This window comes from Pseudomonas sp. NMS19W (genome assembly GCF_051554255.1).
Taxonomy (GTDB): Bacteria; Pseudomonadota; Gammaproteobacteria; order Pseudomonadales; family Pseudomonadaceae; genus Aquipseudomonas; species Aquipseudomonas kribbensis.
In genome coordinates, this window is the sequence record NZ_CP136718.1 from 2,137,653 (window position 1) to 2,155,353 (window position 17,701).

The window sequence follows — 17,701 nt, forward strand, 5'->3', positions numbered from 1 at the left end:
CGGTGATCGTGGGGCCGTTCACCCCCCGCATCCGGGCAATCACCCAACCGTGGGCTATAACCCTATAGGGACGTATCGGGAAGTCGCCGCCATGAACATGCAGTCAAAATCGCTACCGGTCGAGGAGAGCAGTCTGCGGCTGGGCTCGCACAAGCAGCCCTTCAATCTGCTGCGCTGGTTTTCGTTGATCAGCATGGCGGTGATCGGCACGGTGGCGGTGGCGCTCGGCACGGTGTCGACGCGTTTCGTGATCGAGGAAAGCGTGCAGCGCGATGCCTTGCTGACCGCGCAGTTCATTCAAGCCATCGCTTCGGCTGAGGTGCGCCACGTTTCGATTCCCAATATCCGCACCATGGGCGACTTGCTGGACCCGCGCCAGGACCGGGACTTTCCCGACGTCGATCCGGCGGCCCGAGCCAGCGCCCGGGGCGAGTTTCTCGATCACATCGAGCATCTGCCGGACGTGATCCTCGCCAACGTTTACGCACCGGATCGCCTGGTGATCTGGTCGACCAATCCTGCACTGGTCAACACCCGCATCCACGCCGATGAAGACCTCGATCGTGCATTCAGCGAGAAGATTCCGGTGTCGGCCAGTTATCACAACGTCGACAAGGGCCGCGAAGAGCAGAAGTTCGTGGTGCCGCCGGATTACATCTTCATCGAGAATTACATTCCGCTGTTCGACGCCGACGGCAAGAACGTCACCGCGATGGTCGAGATCTACAAGGAACCCAAGGACCTGATCGCCCGCATGGAGCGCGGTCTGACGCTGATCTGGCTGGCCACCGCGCTGGGCGGCGGGCTGATTTATCTGGGGCTGTACTGGATCGTGAGGCGGGCGGCGATCCTGCTGGCGGTGCAACAGAAACAACTGATCGCCAACGAAACCTTTGTCGCGCTGGGCGAGATGTCCTCGGCGGTGGCGCACAGCCTGCGCAACCCGCTGGCGACCATCCGCTCCAGCGCCGAGCTGGCCCTGGAATTCGACGCGGGACCGGCGCAGAAGAACATCAAGGACATCATCGGTCAGGTCGATCGCATGTCGAAGTGGGTGCGCGAACTGCTGCAGTCACTGCGACCGCTCAACGACGAACCGGAGCCAGTGAACCTGGTGGCGGCGCTGCATGAAAGTCTGGTGGCGTTCGAACAACAGATCGCCAAAAACGCGGTGCACGTGGTGTTTCATCCACAGGAGACGCCGATGGTGCTGAGCCAACCAGTGCAACTGACGCAAATCCTCAACAGCCTGCTGGCCAACGCACTGGAGGCCATGGACAAGGGCGGCACGTTGACCATTACCCTCGAACCCACAAACAACGGCGGCGTCAGCGTCATGCTCAGTGACACTGGCAAAGGCATGAACGAAGAACAGCGCAGCATGGCGTTCCGGCCGTTCTTCACCACCAAGCAGGGCGGCCTCGGCGTAGGGCTGGTGCTGGTCAAGCGGATCATGGAGCGCTTCGGTGGCGGCGTGACCCTGGACAGCCGCGAAGGCGAGGGCACCACCGTTCGTCTGGCATTTCAGCTCATCCAGTAAATGGGGTGAACTTTCCCCCAGGAGCGGGTGTCAGGCCCCGGTCACCGGGGAGTGGGGAATCCAGTAGCGTCTGTAACGGCTTGTTTTAACTTGGATTAATACTTTGGCGAGCTAATTGCAAAACACCATCACCCCTTCCTTAGATGAGGCGGCTGGTGATGGACAGAACAACGCGTGACCCCAAAAAGCTGTTTCTGCTGACGCCGTTGAGCGTCTTTCTGATGTTGGCTCTGGGCAATATGGCCGGAGTCCGAGCGAGCCCGATCGACGACGAAAACCAGCCGGAAGCCTCCGACCCGTCAGCGTATTACGACGAGCCGGCCGATGAACCGGCGGCCCTCAACGCCATCCTGACCATGCCCGAGGCCAACGAAGACTCCTTCGATCTGCCCGACGGGGTGAAAGGCACGCGCAACACCACGCGTTCGGAAAACATCCTGCCGCCGACCGTACAGACCAGTTTCAACTACCCCACCAACGGCAAGCCGAGCCCGCTGTTTGGCGCTCAGCCGTTCACTCAGCAAATCGTCCTGTTCGAAGAGTTCGGCCCGGAAAAACTCGACCCGACCACTCCGGCCGCGCCGTTGGGTTTTCCGCCAGCGGCCATCGGCCCGGCGCCGGCCCAGGACCCGAGCAGCGTCGCCCGCAGTGCGCCACCGGGCACCGCGCTGGACGCGTTCCTGCGCCAACCGGGCCTGACACCGTTCCCGAGCCAGTTCTCCAACGTCGTCGACCGCAATCCGTGGCAGTCGCAGATCGAGCTGTTTCTCAACCGCCACATCGGCTCGTCCGCCGAAGGGCGGCCACCGGGAAAAGGCTGGGCCCACCAGCGCTGGAACGAGTTCTACCCGCAAGTCGCCTACAAGACCGTGCAGACCGGTGCCCGTGTGAACGGCGGCCTGCGTGACAATCGGCAGATGCACGGTTATGCCGTCGGCGAGTTCGGCCCCGGCGGGCTGTACCACAACGTTGCCGGCGTGCCGGCGACGGATGGCACGGCCAAAGGTGTCGATGCACGTTTCCACCCGGCGATGCCCGTGCAGAACCACAACTCGGTGTGGACCTTCGACGGCACGCTGCCGCCGAAACTGCTGATGGTGCGCTACGGCCAGCCAGTGATGATGCGTCACTACAACGGCCTGCCGATCGATCCTTCGGCCAACCGTGGTTTCGGCCTGCACACCATCACCACCCACGAACACAACGGCCACGCGCCGGCGGAAAGCGACGGCTATGCCAACGCGTTTTTCTTCCCCGGCCAGTACTACGACTATCGCTGGCCGATCCAGCTCGCCGGTTACGACAGCATCAACACCAAGGCCGAAGATCCGCGCGCGGCGTTCCCGTGTGCACCGGGGGAAACCCTGTGGGTCAATGACCTGCAGCCTGCGAAGAAGACCTGCGACCACGGCACCATCAAGATCCGTGGCGACTGGCGTGAAACCATGAGCACCCACTGGTTCCACGACCACATGCTCGATTTCACCGCGCAGAACGTCTACAAGGGCAATGCGGCGATGATGAACTACTACAGCGCCCTGGATCGCGGCAACGAATCGGTGAACGACGGGGTCAACCTGCGTTTCCCCAGCGGCAGCGCCTTGCCGTGGGGCAACCGTGACTACGACGTCAACCTGGTGTTCGCCGACAAAGCCTGGGATCAGGAAGGCCAGTTGTGGTTCAACCCGTTCAACACCGATGGCTTCATCGGCGATCAGGTGCTGGTCAACTGGCAATGGAAACCGACCCTCGACGTGCGCGCCCGCAGTTATCGGTTCCGCATCCTCAACGGTTCGGTGTCGCGCTACTTCAAGCTCGCTCTGGTGCGGGAAATCAAAGGCACCGGCGGTGAATTCCAGGGGCCGAAGAACTCCGGTGTTTCCTACAGCCGTGTGCCGTTCCACATGATTGCCAACGACGGCAACATCATGGAGCACAGTGTGCCGTTCGACGGCTCGATGGATCTGGATGCCGACGGCGACAAACAGAACCACAACGCGATCCTGCCGACCCAGGGCATCGCCGAGCGGTTCGACATCATCGTCAACTTCTCGAAAAACGGCATCAAACCCGGTGACAAACTGTTCTTCGTCAACCTCCAGGCCCAGGACGACGGCAAAGGCCCGAAAGAGACGATCTCGCTGTCCGACGTGCTCTCCGAGAAGTACCTGGCGGTGATCAAGCAGACCAGCAAAGGCCCGCAATGGGACAAGGGCGATCCGGCGGTGGGCAAGGTCTTGCAGCTCAACGTCAAGCCTTTTACCGGCCAGGACCTGGCCATGGACCCGGCGGCCTACGAACCGGCCAAACCGGGCAAGGCTGAAGGCATGGTGATGATCCCGCTGAAGATCCACCGCGACAACGCCGCCGACAAGGCGCTGCTGGCCAACGCCCGTCACCGGACCTTCACCTTCGGCCGCAGCGACGGCACCGATGAAGCACCGTGGACGGTCAAGACCGATGGCGGCTTCGGCTTCCACATGGACCCACGCCGGTTGAACGCCTCGACCAAATTGGCCAGCGGCCCGACCGATGCCGGCACCGCCGGGTTTGGCACCCTGGAAGTGTGGAATATCAAGCTCGGCGGCAAGGGCTGGAGCCATCCGGTGCACGTGCACTTTGAGGAAGGGATCATCCTCAGCCGTGGCGGCAAGGCTCCGCCCGAGTGGGAAAAATGGGCACGCAAGGACGTCTATCGCATCGGCTCCGAAGCCGACGGGCTGGACAGCGTGGAAATGGCGATCAACTTCCGCGAGTTTGCCGGGACCTACATGGAGCACTGTCACAACACCCAGCATGAGGACAACTCGATGCTGCTGCGTTGGGACCTCGAGAAACCCGGGCAACTGCAGTTGATGCCGACACCGCTGCCGAGCTGGGATGGCGTGCGCTACGTCAACTCCGCCGCGCTGCCGACCTTCCGCACTGGCGATGGCTTCGGCCCGCAAGTGACCGTGAAGAAATGAGCAGGGAGGGAGCCGACATGACCCGACCAAAGCCACGCTCCCGCGCCCTGGGCATGCACTTGATCCTGGTGCTGGTCACCTGCCTGCTCGGCAATCAGGTGCTCATCGCCCATCAAGCGCTGCCCGAAGGCGCCAACGAATCCGCCACCCCGTGGGGTGGCGACTATTTCCCCAACACCCTGCTGACCGATCAGGACGGCCGGCAGGTGCGTTTTTTCGATGACCTGATCAAAGACAAGGTGGTGGTGATCAACTTCATCTTCACTTCCTGCAGTGACTCCTGCCCACTGGAAACCGCACGCCTGCGCCAGGTGCAGAAACTGCTGGGGGATCGGGTCGGCCAGGACATCTTTTTCTACTCGATCAGCATCGACCCGCTCAGTGACACCCCCGAAGTGCTCAAGGCCTATGCGCAACGCTTCAAGGTCGGCCCCGGCTGGAAATTCCTCACCGGCGAATTCGAAGACGTCACCGACCTGCGCAAGAAACTCGGGTTGTTCATCGAAGGCGTCGACAACGGCCGCACCAAGGATCACAACCTGAGCCTGATCGTCGGCAACCAGAGCACCGGGCGCTGGATGAAGGCCTCGCCGTTCGAGAACCCGTGGATCCTCGCCGATCAACTCGCCAACACCCTGCAGAACTGGAAGCAGCCGAGCATCGAGCAAAGCTACGCCAATGCGCCGGAAATCCGCCCGCCGAGCAATGGCGAAGAGCTGTTCCGCACCCGTTGCGCCTCCTGCCACAGCCTCGGCCCGCAGGACGGCGAAGGCATCGGCATGCGCAACATCGGCCCGGACCTGATCGGCGTGACCCGCCAGCGTGACCCGGCCTGGCTCAATCGCTGGATTCGTGAACCGGATCGGGTACTGGCGGAAAAGGACCCGATCGCGCTGCAACTGTTCGAACGATACGAGCGGATTCCGATGCCCAATCTGCGCCTCGACGAGCAGTCGGCGCAGTCGATCATCGACTTTCTGCGCGATGAAACCGAGCGCCAGCATCCCACCACGCAGCCCTTGGCTGACGGGGCGTTGACGCCAACGAGTGCGGCCACGAGCAGCGAAACGGTGAGCCGCATGCGCTAGCGACCAAATAGCGACTTTGAGTCCTGTATTGCGGTGATAGCCACCTACACTCACTCGTGAGGTGGCTGTAACCGGTTCGATACAAAAAAAACGCCAGGGCACCCCCATGCAACGACTGGAAGAACAACAAACACCGGCGCCGAACGTTGCGGCGGCCGCCATCAAGGGTTGGGGCGCGCAGTTCAATCTGTTGCGCTGGTTCTCGCTGGCGAGTTTTTTCATCATTGCTGCCGTAGCGCTGGGGTTGGGTTATATCTCCACGCGTTTCGTGGTCACTGAAAGCGTCGAGCGCGATGCGCTGCTCACGGCGCAATTCGTCCAGGCCATCGGCGATGCGGAAATGCGCCATGCCGGCATCACGCCGCTGCGCACCATGGGTGAAATGCTCGACCCGCGTCAGGACGAAAACTTTCCCGACGTCGATCCGCTGGCCCATGGCGCGGCGCGGGCCGAGTTTCTCGATCACGTCGAACACTTGCCGGATGTGCTGCTGGCGACGGTCTACGCCCTGGATCGTACGGTGATCTGGTCGACCAACCCGGAACTCATTGGCGTCAAGTTCGAGGACGATGACGAGCTGGACGAGTCGTTCGAAATGAAAGTGCCGGTGTCCTCCAGCTATCACAAGATCGACGACGAGAAACCCGAGCAGAAACTCTCCCGCGAACCCAAATACCTGTTCATCGAGAACTACATCCCGATGTTCAACGCCGACAAAAGCAAAGTCATCGCCATGGTCGAGATCTACAAGGAACCGGAGGATCTGGTGGATCGCATCGACCGCGGGTTTGCCTCGATCTGGGCGGCGACGATTCTCGGCGGGGCAGCGATTTACCTGGGCCTGTTCTGGATCGTGCGGCGTGCCTCGACCCTGCTGCACAGTCAGCAACAGCAACTGATCAGCAACGAAACCTTCGTTGCGCTGGGGGAGATGTCCTCGGCGGTGGCCCACAGCCTGCGCAATCCGCTGGCAACCATTCGCTCCAGTGCCGAACTGGCTCAGGAAGTGGCCAGCCAGAGCGCCCAGCGCAACATCGGCGACATCATCAGTCAGGTGGACCGCATGTCGCGCTGGGTCCGGGAGTTGCTGGTTTCGCTGCGGCCGATGAGTGACGACGGCGAGGCGCTGGAACTGCGCGCCGCCGTGGAAGATTCCCTCGGCGCGTTCGAGGCTCTGATCCGGCGCAACGGTGTCGAGGTGCGACTCAACCTGCAGGACTGCCCGCCGGTGGTCAGCCACAAGGTGCTGCTGACGCAGATTCTCAATAGCCTGTTTGCCAACGCCCTGGAGGCCATGCCCAAGGGCGGCGTGCTGAGCGTCGAGATTGATGCACCCCACGCGGGCCAGGTCTGCATGACGGTGGGTGACACCGGCAAAGGCATGAACGCGCAGCAGCAACAATTGGTGTTCAAACCGTTTTTCACCACCAAGCAGGGCGGCCTCGGGGTTGGCCTGGCACTGGTCAAAAGAATCATGGAGCGTTTTCAGGGTTCGGTCGTGCTGACCAGCCGCGAGCAGGAAGGAACCCGCGTCAGTCTCAACTTTAAAGTGGCATCGGGAGGGGAATATGGAACACAGCATTCTGCTGGTCGAGGATGACGAACTGTTGGCCGACAATATTCAGACCTACCTGGAACGCAAAGACTTCGAGGTGACGGTTTGCCATTCGGCTGAAGACGCGCTGGGGCAACTGGAAAGCTTCATGCCGGACATCGTGCTGACCGACAACTCGCTGCCGGGCATGAGCGGTCACGACCTGATCCAGAAGCTGCGCATCAGCGCGCCGGATCTGAAAGTGATCATGATGACCGGTTACGGCAACGTCGAAGATGCGGTGGTCGCGATGAAGGAGGGCGCCTTTCATTACGTCACCAAACCGGTCGCGCTGCCGGAACTCAAACTGCTGCTGGACAAGGCCCTGGCCACCGAGCGGATGGAGCGCACGCTGTCGTTCTATCAGGAACGCGAGGCGCAGAAATCCGGGGTGCAGGCGCTGATCGGCGAATCAGAGCCGATGCTGCATCTGAAGAACACCATCGGCCAGTTGCTCGAAGCCGAGCGGCGCATGACCGGTGGCGACCTGCCGCCGGTGCTGGTGGAAGGCGAGACCGGCACCGGCAAGGAACTGGTGGCCCGTGCGCTGCATTTCGATGGCGTACGCAGCAAAGGCCCGTTCATTGAATTCAACTGCGCGTCGATCCCCGCCAACCTGGTGGAATCGGAGCTGTTCGGCCATGAGAAAGGTGCGTTCACCGATGCCAAGGACCGCCGCGTCGGGCTGGTGGAAGCGGCTGACGGCGGCACGCTGTTCCTCGATGAAATCGGCGAGATGGACCTGGTGCTGCAGGCCAAACTGCTCAAGCTGCTGGAGGATCGCACCATTCGCCGGGTCGGCTCGGTGAAGGAGCGCAAGGTCAATCTGCGGGTGATCAGCGCCACCAACTGCAACCTCGAACAAATGGTCCAGCAGGGCAAGTTTCGCCGTGACCTGTTCTTCCGCCTGCGGATCATCTCGATCAAGGTGCCGCGCCTGTATGCCCGGGGCGACGACGCGCTGCTGCTGGCCCGGCATTTTCTCGCCAGCCACGGCAAACGCTACGGCAAACCCAACCTGCATTTCAGCCAGCAGGCCGAAGAGTTGCTGCTCAATTACACCTGGCCGGGCAACGTGCGCGAACTGCGCAACATGCTCGAGCAGACCGTGCTGCTGGCGCCGAACGACACCATCGCCGCGCACCAGTTGAACGTGTGCATGAGCCTGGTGGACGAACCGTCGCTGCATCAACATCACGAGGTGCCGCACTTCGAACCGCGCCCGGCGAGCAACACCGAGTCGATGAACCTGCCGGAAGTCGAGCGCGACATGGTGCGCAAGATGCTCGACAAGACCGACTGGAATGTCACCAAGTCCGCCCGCTTGCTGGGCCTGAGCCGCGACATGCTGCGCTATCGCATCGAGAAGCTTGGCCTGGCGCGACCGGACAAGCGTCAGTGGTAAACCGCGTTGGTTCGTGGGTTTGGCGGGCTCAGGCACTCCAGCAGGCACGTCGGGTCCAGCACCTCGTCATTGACGTAGATGCCGCGCTCGGCATCGTAGGTGCGGATAAACACCCGCACCGTCGCATCGGCCACGGTCGGCAGCTGTGAATCATGGAACACGTGGCGATCCGGGATGACGATGAAATTCTGCGGCGGCGTGTCATCGAACGCTCGTGGCGGTTGCGCATACAGCGAAGGCGGAGCAGGGTGGGCGAAGGGCTGGTCGGCCCCGTAGTAATTGAAGTTGCTGTCGAGGGCTTGCGCCTGTGTGGCAGCGAGCAGACAGGCGGATAACAGCAGCCGGTTGAGCGTTTGCATGGCGGCACCTGTGGAAGCGGTTTTCCCCAAGGCTATTAACTATAGCCGCCCGTTGGCTTACAAGTTCGCAACAACCTGGATCATCGCGCTCAACTAGACTCGGGCCGCTCAATCAAGAGCATCGTGCGGAGTGCGCCATGGAAGTGCCAAACAACAAGAACGCCATCGAAAGCAATCGTCAGGCGTGGAACGATTCGGCCCGTCACCATCAAGAATCGCCCGAGTGGCAGGCCTTGCTGAGCGAGGTCACCCAGACCGGTTTTTCCTGCCTCGACGAAACCCTGAGCGGGTTGCTGGAACAGGTCGGCGTCGATGGAAAAGACGTCGTGCAACTGTGCTGCAACAACGGCCGCGAGAGCCTCTCGCTGTTCGCGATGGGGGCGCGAAGTGTCGTCGGGGTCGATCAGTCGGCGGCATTTCTTGAACAGGCCCGTGTGCTGAACAGCCGTTCGCCGCACACGGCCGAATTCATCGAAGCCGATGTTCATCACTTGCCCGAATCACTGCGCAATCGCTTCGACGTGGCGCTGATCACCATCGGCGTCCTCAACTGGATGCCCGACATCGGCGAATTCTTCCGCCACGTCGCCTCGACCCTGAAAACGGGCGGGCAACTGGTGATCTACGAGACCCACCCGTTCCTGGAAATGGTCGATCCCGACGCCGAAGATCCGTTTCGCCTGGCGACCTCGTACTTTCGCCAAGAGCCGTTCGTGCAGCAGGAACCGATCGTCTACGTCGGCAAGGTCGAGCAACAGGTGGCGCCGTCGTACTGGTTCGTGCACAACCTCGGCGCCATCTTCACCGCCGCCCTCGACGCCGGCCTCGGAATCGTGCACTTCAAGGAGTACCCGCATTCGAACCGCGAAGAGGCGTATGACCAGTACCTGAACCGCGAGGCGCAGATGCCGATGTGTTTTACGTGGGTGGGCGTGAAAAACTGAAGTCCGAATTGAGCGTCACGAAGGCGGCCAAATGGCCGCCTTCGTCATTTCAAGCCTGCGCAGCCGCCGTCACCACCGGCCGCCCCGGTTTGCGCAGCGGTTCCAGTCTCGAACCCTCATAACGCGTTTCGCGGAAGAACCGCCACTTTCCAAACAACCCATAGACGTGGGTGACGCGGCCCTGTTCGTGATAGCCCATACGGATGTGCAGCTTCAGCGCCGGGATGTTGTGGGTTTCGCAGACGTCCACCACCTTGTGGCAACCCTGGGCGGCCATGGCTTGCCAGAGGGTGACTTGTACGTCCACCGACAGGCTGCTGCCAAAGTAGGCGCGGGTCATTTCGCCGCCGAATTCGAAGAACTCGCCAGGCTGGACCGGGAAGTTGCAGCCGTAATAGTGACGGTCGTAATAGTCCCGGATGCTGCCCCAGATGAAGGCCACGGCGTGGCCGTCGGCGTCCAGGTACATGTGCCCGGTGTGGCCTTCGCTGGCGAGTTCGGCCATGATCTGCACGCGGTCACCGAAATGCTTGCCGAACGCGCCGGCATTCTGTGGCGTGATGTCGACTTTGCGCAGGCCTTCGTAAGGGCGCAGCTTGTGCGGCGGCACCGGGCTGATCAGGTCGCGCTCCATCCACAGCAGTTCCCAATGGAAGAACACGTAGCGTTTCCACAAGGTGGAAAACGTGCGGCCCAGGCCTTTTTGCTTGATGCGTTCGCGCAGCTTTTCGATGACGCTCATGATGCCCTCCGTGGCCGAAGCCCGGGTGTTTTTGTAGTTGGCTTTTGTGGGTATAGATCAAGCTGGCAAGTACATTTCAAAGTGCCATCTTCGAAAGTGTTGCCAGTTGTGTAACTCAGTCGAGTGCCGCGGCACCGCGTAGAAAATCCTTGTTCAAATCGGCGTAGGAAACCCGTGGAACCCCCGGCAGCCGGCGCTCTAGCACGCGACTCAGGGACTCTCCGGGTTGTAGATAGGCATCACCGAAATCGGCCCCGAGCTGATTCGGGTGGGCGACGATTTCCAGCACACCGTCGGTCGGCGCAGGCTCGTTGCGCAGGTCCACCGGGGTGCAGACATAGTCCGCCGTCGCACCGGCCAGCCCTTGCATGCGACGGTTGAGCAAACCCTTGAACAGACGTTTGGGCAGGCTGAGGTTTTGCCCCAGATTGCGCGCCAGCCTCACCGGTACGCCTTGGTGGGCGGCGAAGCGCGCAACGATCTCGCCGATCGGCCAGATGTTGTGCACGTGCTGATGTGAATCGATGTGGCTCGGGCGTACGCCATGATCGACACAACGTTGCCACTGCGCCTGCAATTCCTCCTGCACCGCTTCACGATCTTCGCGACCCAGCCACAGGCTGTGTCGGGCAAGGCTCAGATCGAACACCCCGTGGCTGTCGCAGAAGGTGGGGCGGGCGAGAATTCCCTGGCTCAGTGGCCGGCCATATGTCAGGTTGAAGTGCAGGCCGACCCGACCTTCCAGCAAGTGATGGCGGGCCATCGCGCAGGCCGCTTCGAAGGCCGGCATGTTGGCCATGGCCGTGGCGGAGCTGATGACCCCGGCCTGGAACGCGCTGAAGATCACCGCGTTTTCGTTCGGGCTCAGGCCGAAATCGTCAGCGTTGACTATGACTTGGCGAGGCATGTTCGCCCTCCGTGGTGGGGTGGGTTGCCGGTTTCACAAGAGCTGCGGGTTTGGTCGTTGCCTGTCTGGCCCGCCACTGTTGCAGCTTCGGCTTGAGTCGCTGCCAGAGCCGTAATCCCAGCCCCAGCAAAACACCGCTCGGCCGCCAGGAATAGAAACTCCAGCGCCAGTGCTCCAGTTGTCCGGTCATGCGTTCGTGCAGTTGATGGCTGGAGTTTTCCAGGCTGACCCGCGAGGCATCGATCCAGCGCCAATGGTCATCCAGCCCCCAGCGAATCCATTCCTCCAGCAACACCCGGCCGCTGCCCAGATCGGCGTATTGCGGCAGGAAGGCGAGGTTGTAATCGTAGAGCCGGCCCTGTTCGAGCAGGCCGAGCCGGTAGCTGATGCAGCGGCCGTCCAGCTCCAGCGTGACGACGCGCACCAGCCCTTGGGCGGCGAGGGCGGTGAAAGCGTTTTCGATGCAGCGGCGGCTGCGCTCGGTGGCGAAGATGCCGACGCCTTCGTCGCCTTTCCAGCTCACCGCTTCGACTTCGCGGATGGCTTGCAACAGCGGGCCCATGGTCAGGGCATCGGGCGTGATTCGTCGCACCACCGCGCCACAGGCGGCAATCCGTTTGCGCGCGCGGCGCAGCTTGTAGCGCGGGTCGCCGGAGACTTCCTGATGATCGGCATCGCTGATCAGGTGCACCGGCACCCGACAGCTCAGGCGTCGTTCGGCGTTGGAGCTGCGGGCCATCCATTGCGTGAGGACGCTTTCCTCGCCCGCCGGCTCCGACAGTTCGTTGAGTTGCAGCAAGGCGTGGGGCACGCGCTGGCGGATCAGCAGCAGCGCCTGGCGCATCTCGTCAGCCGTCAGCACTGACAGCAACGCCAGACGATCCGCCAGCGGATAACCCAGGTGATGCACCACGGCAAACCGTAGCCCGCCAAAGCGTTCACGGCCGGCCACCAGCGGCAGGCACAGGCGCAATTCGTCCGCTTCCCAGCCCAGCAGAATGTGCAGATGCTCGTTCGCGTCGAGTGTCTGCTCTGCCGCGATCAACCAGCCGAGGCTGTTGAACGGCGTGTGATCCGTCACCCGCAGGCGCAGCGCTTCATAAGCCGCTGCCGGGAAGTCAGGGCGCACAGCGAGGTGCGCCATTCGAATCGCGCCATAGGCTCAGGTCGCCGTTGCTGTGACGGAGGGACGGGAAGGTTTGCGCAACGCATCCAGCCGCGAACCGCTGTAGCGGGTTTCGCGGTAGAAGCGCCAGCGAGCGAACAGGGTGTACACGTTCATGATCCGGCCCTGTTCGATGTAGCCCATGCGCAGGTGCAGCTTGAGCGCCGGGATGTTGTGGAATTCGCAGACGTCCACGACCTTGTCGCAGCCTTGGGCGGCCATGGCTTTCCACAGCTCCAGTTGCAGGTCCACCGACAGTTCGGTGCCCCAATAGGAACGGGTCAGCTCACCGCCGAATTCGAAGAACTCGCCGGGTTTCACCGGGAACATGCAGCCGTAGTAGTGGCGGTCGAAATAGTCCCGGGCGCTGCCCCAGATGAAGGCCACCGCATCGCCGTGATCGTCGAGGTGCATGTGCCCGGTGTGACCTTCGTTGGCCAGCTCCGCCATGGTGCCGACGCGGTCACCGAAGTAGCGGGCGAAGGCGCTGGCGTTGTCCGGGGTGATCTTCACCACCCGCAGCGGCGGATACGGTTTGAGGCTGTGGGGCGGCACCGGGCTGACGAGGTCGCGCTCCATCCACAGCAGTTCCTGATGGGAAAAGACGTAGTGTTTCCACACCTTGGCCAGCGTCGCACGCAGGCCTTTTTGTTTGATGTGTTCGCTGATTTTTGTCACAACGTTCATGGTCGGTACTCCTGATGACGTGGCATCGCGCGGCAGGTGGCCTGCGCGGCAGGACATCAACGGGCGGTTCATCAAGTGCGCCAGCTCAGGGAAAACAGGGTCTGCCCCGGCAGCTCGAAGCGCACGCGCCCGTCCTGGCAACGGAACGGCGCGTCGCGGCTGCGGTTGTCGGCGCCGAAGTAGCGCAGGGCGCCGTTGTTCAACGGGCACTTGGCGCCCGCCAGATCGACACGCTGCAACCGCGTGCCCTTGTTCACACCCAGCAAGCCGCGCTGATCGTCGCCGGCCATCGCCAGCACATCGACTTCGAAGGCATCGTTTTCCAGCCACAGCACCTTGTGCAGCCAGTGTTGCTGGATGAACTGCTGGGCCAGGCCCACGGGTTTGAGTTCGAAGTGTTGTTCATCCGCCGAGACGCGCAACATGCCTTTGGGATATTCCGGCTCATCGGCGGCCTGGAACCAGTTGAGCATGGTCAGCAAGCCGTCCTGAGAGGCGTTGATCACCACCGAGGCCCACCACAGCGAGGTGTAATGGGTTTCCTGATCATAGGGGCTCAGGCTTGAGCCGCTGGAGAGATTGGTCTGATCCAGCAGCAAGGCCTTGCGCGGTTGGCCCTTGGCATCGAGGCCCACCAGATCGGCGGCGCGACGCACGCTGTCGCGGTAGACGCGAGTGGCGAGCAGGTCGCGGATCATCCATTCATGCCAGGCCAGCGCATCGACCTGATCGGCGGACTCACCCAGCAGGCGCCGGGCCCAGTCGATGCCGCGTTTGTTCGCGGCGTTGTCGGCGAACGGGCCGTTGACCAGTCGCGAACTGGCCGGCATCGCGATGCGCACGCCGGCCCGGGCATTGGCCGGGTCGCTGCGCACCTGGCGGGCCATGCTGGTGAAGATCGAGCGGTATTGCTCGTAGCTCGAATAATTGAGATTGGGCTCGTCGGCAAAGCCGATGTAGTGCGTGCCTTTGCCGCCAAGCAGTCGAGTGCTCGTGAGCCAGGCGTCGAGGCCGCCGTTGCTTTGCACGTCGGCGCGCAAGTCAGCCTGACGCTGGCTGCCGGCGAGCAAAGTGATGTCCTGACGAATGCCGAAACGGTCCTGATAGACCTGGCGAAACGCATCTTCGAACTGCGGTTTTTTCGCCGTCACATCGACGAAGCTGTAGTAACTGGCGGCCGTCGGTTTCAGCGCATCGAGGGCGGCATGGCTGGCGGGCGGCGGCATCACGTAGGGCAGGGCGATGCCCAGATCCGGTGTGCGACCGAGGATTTTGTCGTGCAGGGTCAGGCGGGTCTGGCCGTCGTCTTCGCGCAGCGGTTTGAGCTGTTGCGGATTCTGCGCGAACAGATTGGCCGTGCCGTCGAGCCAGAATGCCGCTTTGCCGCCGCCTTGCAGGCGTAGGCGCCAGATCTGTTCGCGATCGCTGACCGGCAGCGCGACCTGATCGAATTGCCAATAGGCGCGATAAGGCTTCAGCGCCAGTGACAGCTGTTGACCGTCGCCGACCCGCTGCGCTTGCAGGGCGCTGACGCCACCGTGGAACTTGCCTGCGAGCACCGCGTGTTCACCCGGTGCAATCCTGAAATACAACTCATCGCCGTCACGGGTTTCCGCGCTGAAATGCACCTTGGCCGGGGCGAACAGCGCCACGGTGTTTTCGTCGTGCTCGACCCGGTAATTACGGAAGCTGTAGCCGGGGACTTCCAGCTGATAACTCGCCGCGCCCGGCGCCAACGGCCAGCTCTGGCTGCCACGGGTTTCGCTGGCCTTGATGAAGCGATCGCCCTGCAATTTGCCTTGACCGTCGAGCAGGTAAAGGTGTTCTTCGTTGGCGTCCGCCTGCCACGCCGGCGCCCAGCGCACGGTCACGGTGTCGGGGCGATCCGCTTGCAGGTACAGGCTGCCGTCACGGATGTCGCCCCAGCGCATCGACGCCGCAAAGGCGTCCAGCGACAGGCCGAGACCGAGCAGCAGGGCCAGACTTTTCATGCTGCCTTCCGACGCTGCAACATCAGCCACATCGGCGCGATGTCGGCGGGCAGGATGATCAGGGTTTGCCAGAACGGCACGCCGCTCAACCGGCAATACAGCACCAGCATTGCCACGGTCACCGCCAGATAGGCAATCGACGATGCCGCCGCTGCGCCGACAATCCCGTAAGCCGGAATCAGCACCACGTTCAGTGCCAGGTTGAGCAAGGCGCCAAGGCCCATCAGCAGCGATACGGTGCCGGGGCGATTCTTGCCCAGCAGGTCCAGCCGCAGAATGCTCGCGTAGCACAGGCCCAAGAGGCCCGGAAGCAACGCCAGCAGCGCCGGATACGCCGGTTGATAGGCGACGCCAAACAGGGTGACGATCAGCCATTCGCCGATCACCGCCATGGTCAGGCAGGCGCCGAGCATCACCGTGGCGGTCAGGCGCAGGGCCAGCGGGGTGACCTTGTCCATGCCTTCGTCCTGTTGCAGCAGGCGTTTCATCAGCGGCGTGGTCACGGCTTCCGGGACGATCAGCAACAGTTCGGCGGCAGCGCTGGCCATGGCGTAATGACCCAGCGCGGTACTGCCGAGCAGGGCGCCGATGAACAGGTAATCGGAGCGCAGGATGACTTGCTGGAACAGCAGATCCGGATGGCTGCGGGCGCTGTAGCGCAGCAGTTCGTTCTGGCTGGCGCGATCCCATTGCAGCTGCAACGGCTGCGCGCGCTTGAGCCAGACCCAACCGGCCAGCACCACCAGGCTGATTCCCGCCAGCCAACTGATCAGCGCCGCTTCCAGTGCCGCTTCTTTCCACATCCAGAACAGCGCGAGAAACAGCAGCAGCGGCGCCAGGGATTCCACCAGACGCAAGGCATTGAAGGCGACCACGCCGCCGGATGCATTGTGCAACGTCAGCAGGCCGCTCTTGAGCACAGTCAACGGCACCGCCAGCAGCAACAGCCACGCCAGCAGGCCGAGTTGCACGGTCACGTCCAGTTCACTGCCGAACTCGCGCACCAGCGCCACCACCAGCAAGGTCAACAAACCCGCCAGCAAGCAACCGAAGACCAGCACCTGAGCCAGCAGCAAACCCATCGGCCGTTGTTTGGCAGCCTGGTAACCGACGGCGGAATTCAAGCCACCGCTGGTGGCCGCGCTGATCAGGTCGGGCAGGGTGCTGAGCAGGGCAAACAAGCCGCGCTCGCTGGGGCCGAGAATCCGCGCCAGCAACACGTTCCTCAGCAGGCGCAGGGCGATCATCGCCAGTTTGGTGCCCATGCTCAGCGCCAGGTGCTTGAGGTAACTGCTTCGACTCATGGTCGCGCCCCGCGAAAGATCCGCCACGACAACAGCTCGGGGTTGCGCGCCGTCCGTTGACTGACGCCGAAGCGCGGCAGGTTCAGCGGATCGCCGGCGCCGCGATAGATCCCGGTGCCGGTGCCGAGGGCAAACGGATAATCGTGGTTGGCAATCTGTTCGCGGACTCGCGCGTCGTTGTCGCCGTTGGGGTAGCAGTACACCGGTAATGGCCGGTTGCAGCCGTTGTTCAGGGCGTCGCGGCTGCGGCTGATTTCTTCGCTCAGGCGCACATCGTCGAGACCGGTGAGGATCGCGTGGCTGGCACCGTGAGGACCGAAACGCACCAGCCCCGAAGCCTCCATCGCCCGCACCTGATGCCAGTCCAGCGCCTGGGGCAGTGACTCCGGCGGGCATTCGTTGGTCAGGCGTTCGAGGATCGAAGGGTCGGTGCCCTTCAAGCCTTGCAGATAGTGCAGCAACGTCAGGCTGCGGCGATCCACATCGATGTCGTCCATCAGCACCGGCAATGGGTGGTGCAGCGCCTGCAGGCAGTCGATCAGGTGCATGCGCGGTTTTTCGCCGTGGCTGCCCCACAGGGTTTCACCGATGCTTTCCCACCAGAAGCGCTGACGGCTGCCGATGAAGTCCGTGGAGAGGAAAATGCTCGCCGGCACCTGATGCTTCTGCAGCAGCGGAAAGGCGTTGGCCGCGTTGTCGCGCCAGCCGTCATCGAAGGTCAGCGCCACTTGCGGGCGCTCGCGGCGCAAGGCGTTGGGCTGGAGGATTTCCATGAGCGGTACGCAATCGAAATGCCTGCGCAGCCACACCAGTAAATGCTCGAAGGCTTTCGGGCCGACGCACAGTTCGTTGCGATGCGGCAGGTCGGCGGCGCGGTCGTTGGACAGCACCCGGTGCAACATCAGGATCACCCCGGCGCCGTGCAACTGGTTTCGTCCCACGGGCGAGTTGAGATAGAGCCAGCCACTGGTGCGTTTTATCAGTTGTTTGATCGCCATGGCTTGAGCCC

13 protein-coding genes and 1 pseudogene are annotated in these 17,701 nt (G+C 62.6%); 6 read left to right on the forward strand and 8 right to left on the reverse strand.

The features are described 5' to 3' along the window. Positions 1-91: 91 nt before the first annotated feature. From R1A29_RS09680 to R1A29_RS09700, 5 genes are all read left to right on the forward strand, one after another. On the forward strand, positions 92-1,540 hold the full coding sequence (locus tag R1A29_RS09680; RefSeq protein ID WP_438301283.1) for a sensor histidine kinase: 1,449 nt from the start codon (positions 92-94) through the stop codon (positions 1,538-1,540). A 158-nt stretch (positions 1,541-1,698) separates the two neighbouring features. Beyond that, positions 1,699-4,506, forward strand: coding sequence for a multicopper oxidase domain-containing protein (locus tag R1A29_RS09685; protein ID WP_438301284.1), 2,808 nt, complete (start codon positions 1,699-1,701; stop codon positions 4,504-4,506). A 17-nt stretch (positions 4,507-4,523) separates the two neighbouring features. After that, positions 4,524-5,594: an SCO family protein gene (locus tag R1A29_RS09690; RefSeq protein WP_438301285.1), complete on the forward strand. Its 1,071-nt coding sequence runs from the start codon at positions 4,524-4,526 to the stop codon at positions 5,592-5,594. Positions 5,595-5,700: 106 nt separating this feature from the next. Then, a complete protein-coding gene (locus R1A29_RS09695) occupies positions 5,701-7,194 on the forward strand; it encodes a sensor histidine kinase (RefSeq protein ID WP_438301286.1) in 1,494 nt (497 codons plus the stop codon). Continuing rightward, positions 7,163-8,593: a sigma-54-dependent transcriptional regulator gene (locus tag R1A29_RS09700; RefSeq protein ID WP_134826202.1), complete on the forward strand. Its 1,431-nt coding sequence runs from the start codon at positions 7,163-7,165 to the stop codon at positions 8,591-8,593. Before R1A29_RS09695 ends, R1A29_RS09700 begins: the two co-directional genes overlap by 32 nt. On the opposite strand, the gene R1A29_RS09705 is transcribed toward R1A29_RS09700, so the two are convergent. After that, positions 8,584-8,952 (reverse strand): hypothetical protein, encoded by a 369-nt coding sequence (locus tag R1A29_RS09705; protein WP_438301288.1) that lies wholly within the window; start codon positions 8,950-8,952, stop codon positions 8,584-8,586. The two genes, R1A29_RS09700 and R1A29_RS09705, sit on opposite strands and share 10 nt — an antisense overlap. A 137-nt stretch (positions 8,953-9,089) precedes the next feature. Here R1A29_RS09705 and R1A29_RS09710 point away from each other — a divergent pair, with 137 nt between their 5' ends. Beyond that, positions 9,090-9,896 carry a class I SAM-dependent methyltransferase gene (locus R1A29_RS09710; protein WP_438301289.1) on the forward strand — a complete coding sequence of 269 codons (807 nt, stop codon included), beginning with the start codon at positions 9,090-9,092 and terminating at the stop codon, positions 9,894-9,896. A gap of 49 nt (positions 9,897-9,945) precedes the next feature. Here the strand turns inward: R1A29_RS09710 and R1A29_RS09715 are convergent, their stop codons facing one another. The 7 genes and pseudogenes from R1A29_RS09715 to R1A29_RS09745 form a co-directional block, all read right to left on the reverse strand. After that, positions 9,946-10,638, reverse strand: a complete 693-nt coding sequence (locus R1A29_RS09715) for an N-acetyltransferase family protein (protein WP_438301290.1) — start codon at positions 10,636-10,638, stop codon at positions 9,946-9,948. A 115-nt stretch (positions 10,639-10,753) separates the two neighbouring features. Then, the gene (locus tag R1A29_RS09720) at positions 10,754-11,545 is read right to left on the reverse strand and encodes a ChbG/HpnK family deacetylase (RefSeq protein ID WP_438301291.1); all 792 of its coding nucleotides are present in this window, start codon (positions 11,543-11,545) and stop codon (positions 10,754-10,756) included. Further along, positions 11,517-12,703 (reverse strand): annotated as a pseudogene (locus tag R1A29_RS09725) (GNAT family N-acetyltransferase). Before R1A29_RS09725 ends, R1A29_RS09720 begins: the two are co-directional and overlap by 29 nt. Positions 12,704-12,707: 4 nt before the next feature. Further along, entirely contained in the window at positions 12,708-13,397 is a 690-nt protein-coding gene (locus tag R1A29_RS09730) for an N-acetyltransferase (protein ID WP_438301292.1), read from the reverse strand. Between the two features lie 71 nt (positions 13,398-13,468). Further along, complete coding sequence (locus R1A29_RS09735; RefSeq protein ID WP_438301293.1) at positions 13,469-15,388, reverse strand: hypothetical protein; 1,920 nt, start codon at positions 15,386-15,388, stop codon at positions 13,469-13,471. After that, a complete protein-coding gene (locus R1A29_RS09740) occupies positions 15,385-16,692 on the reverse strand; it encodes a lipopolysaccharide biosynthesis protein (protein WP_114882159.1) in 1,308 nt (435 codons plus the stop codon). The genes R1A29_RS09735 and R1A29_RS09740 overlap by 4 nt, the downstream gene beginning before the upstream one ends. Then, a complete protein-coding gene (locus tag R1A29_RS09745; protein ID WP_438301294.1) occupies positions 16,689-17,690 on the reverse strand; it encodes a polysaccharide deacetylase family protein in 1,002 nt (333 codons plus the stop codon). Before R1A29_RS09745 ends, R1A29_RS09740 begins: the two co-directional genes overlap by 4 nt. Positions 17,691-17,701: the final 11 nt, after the last annotated feature.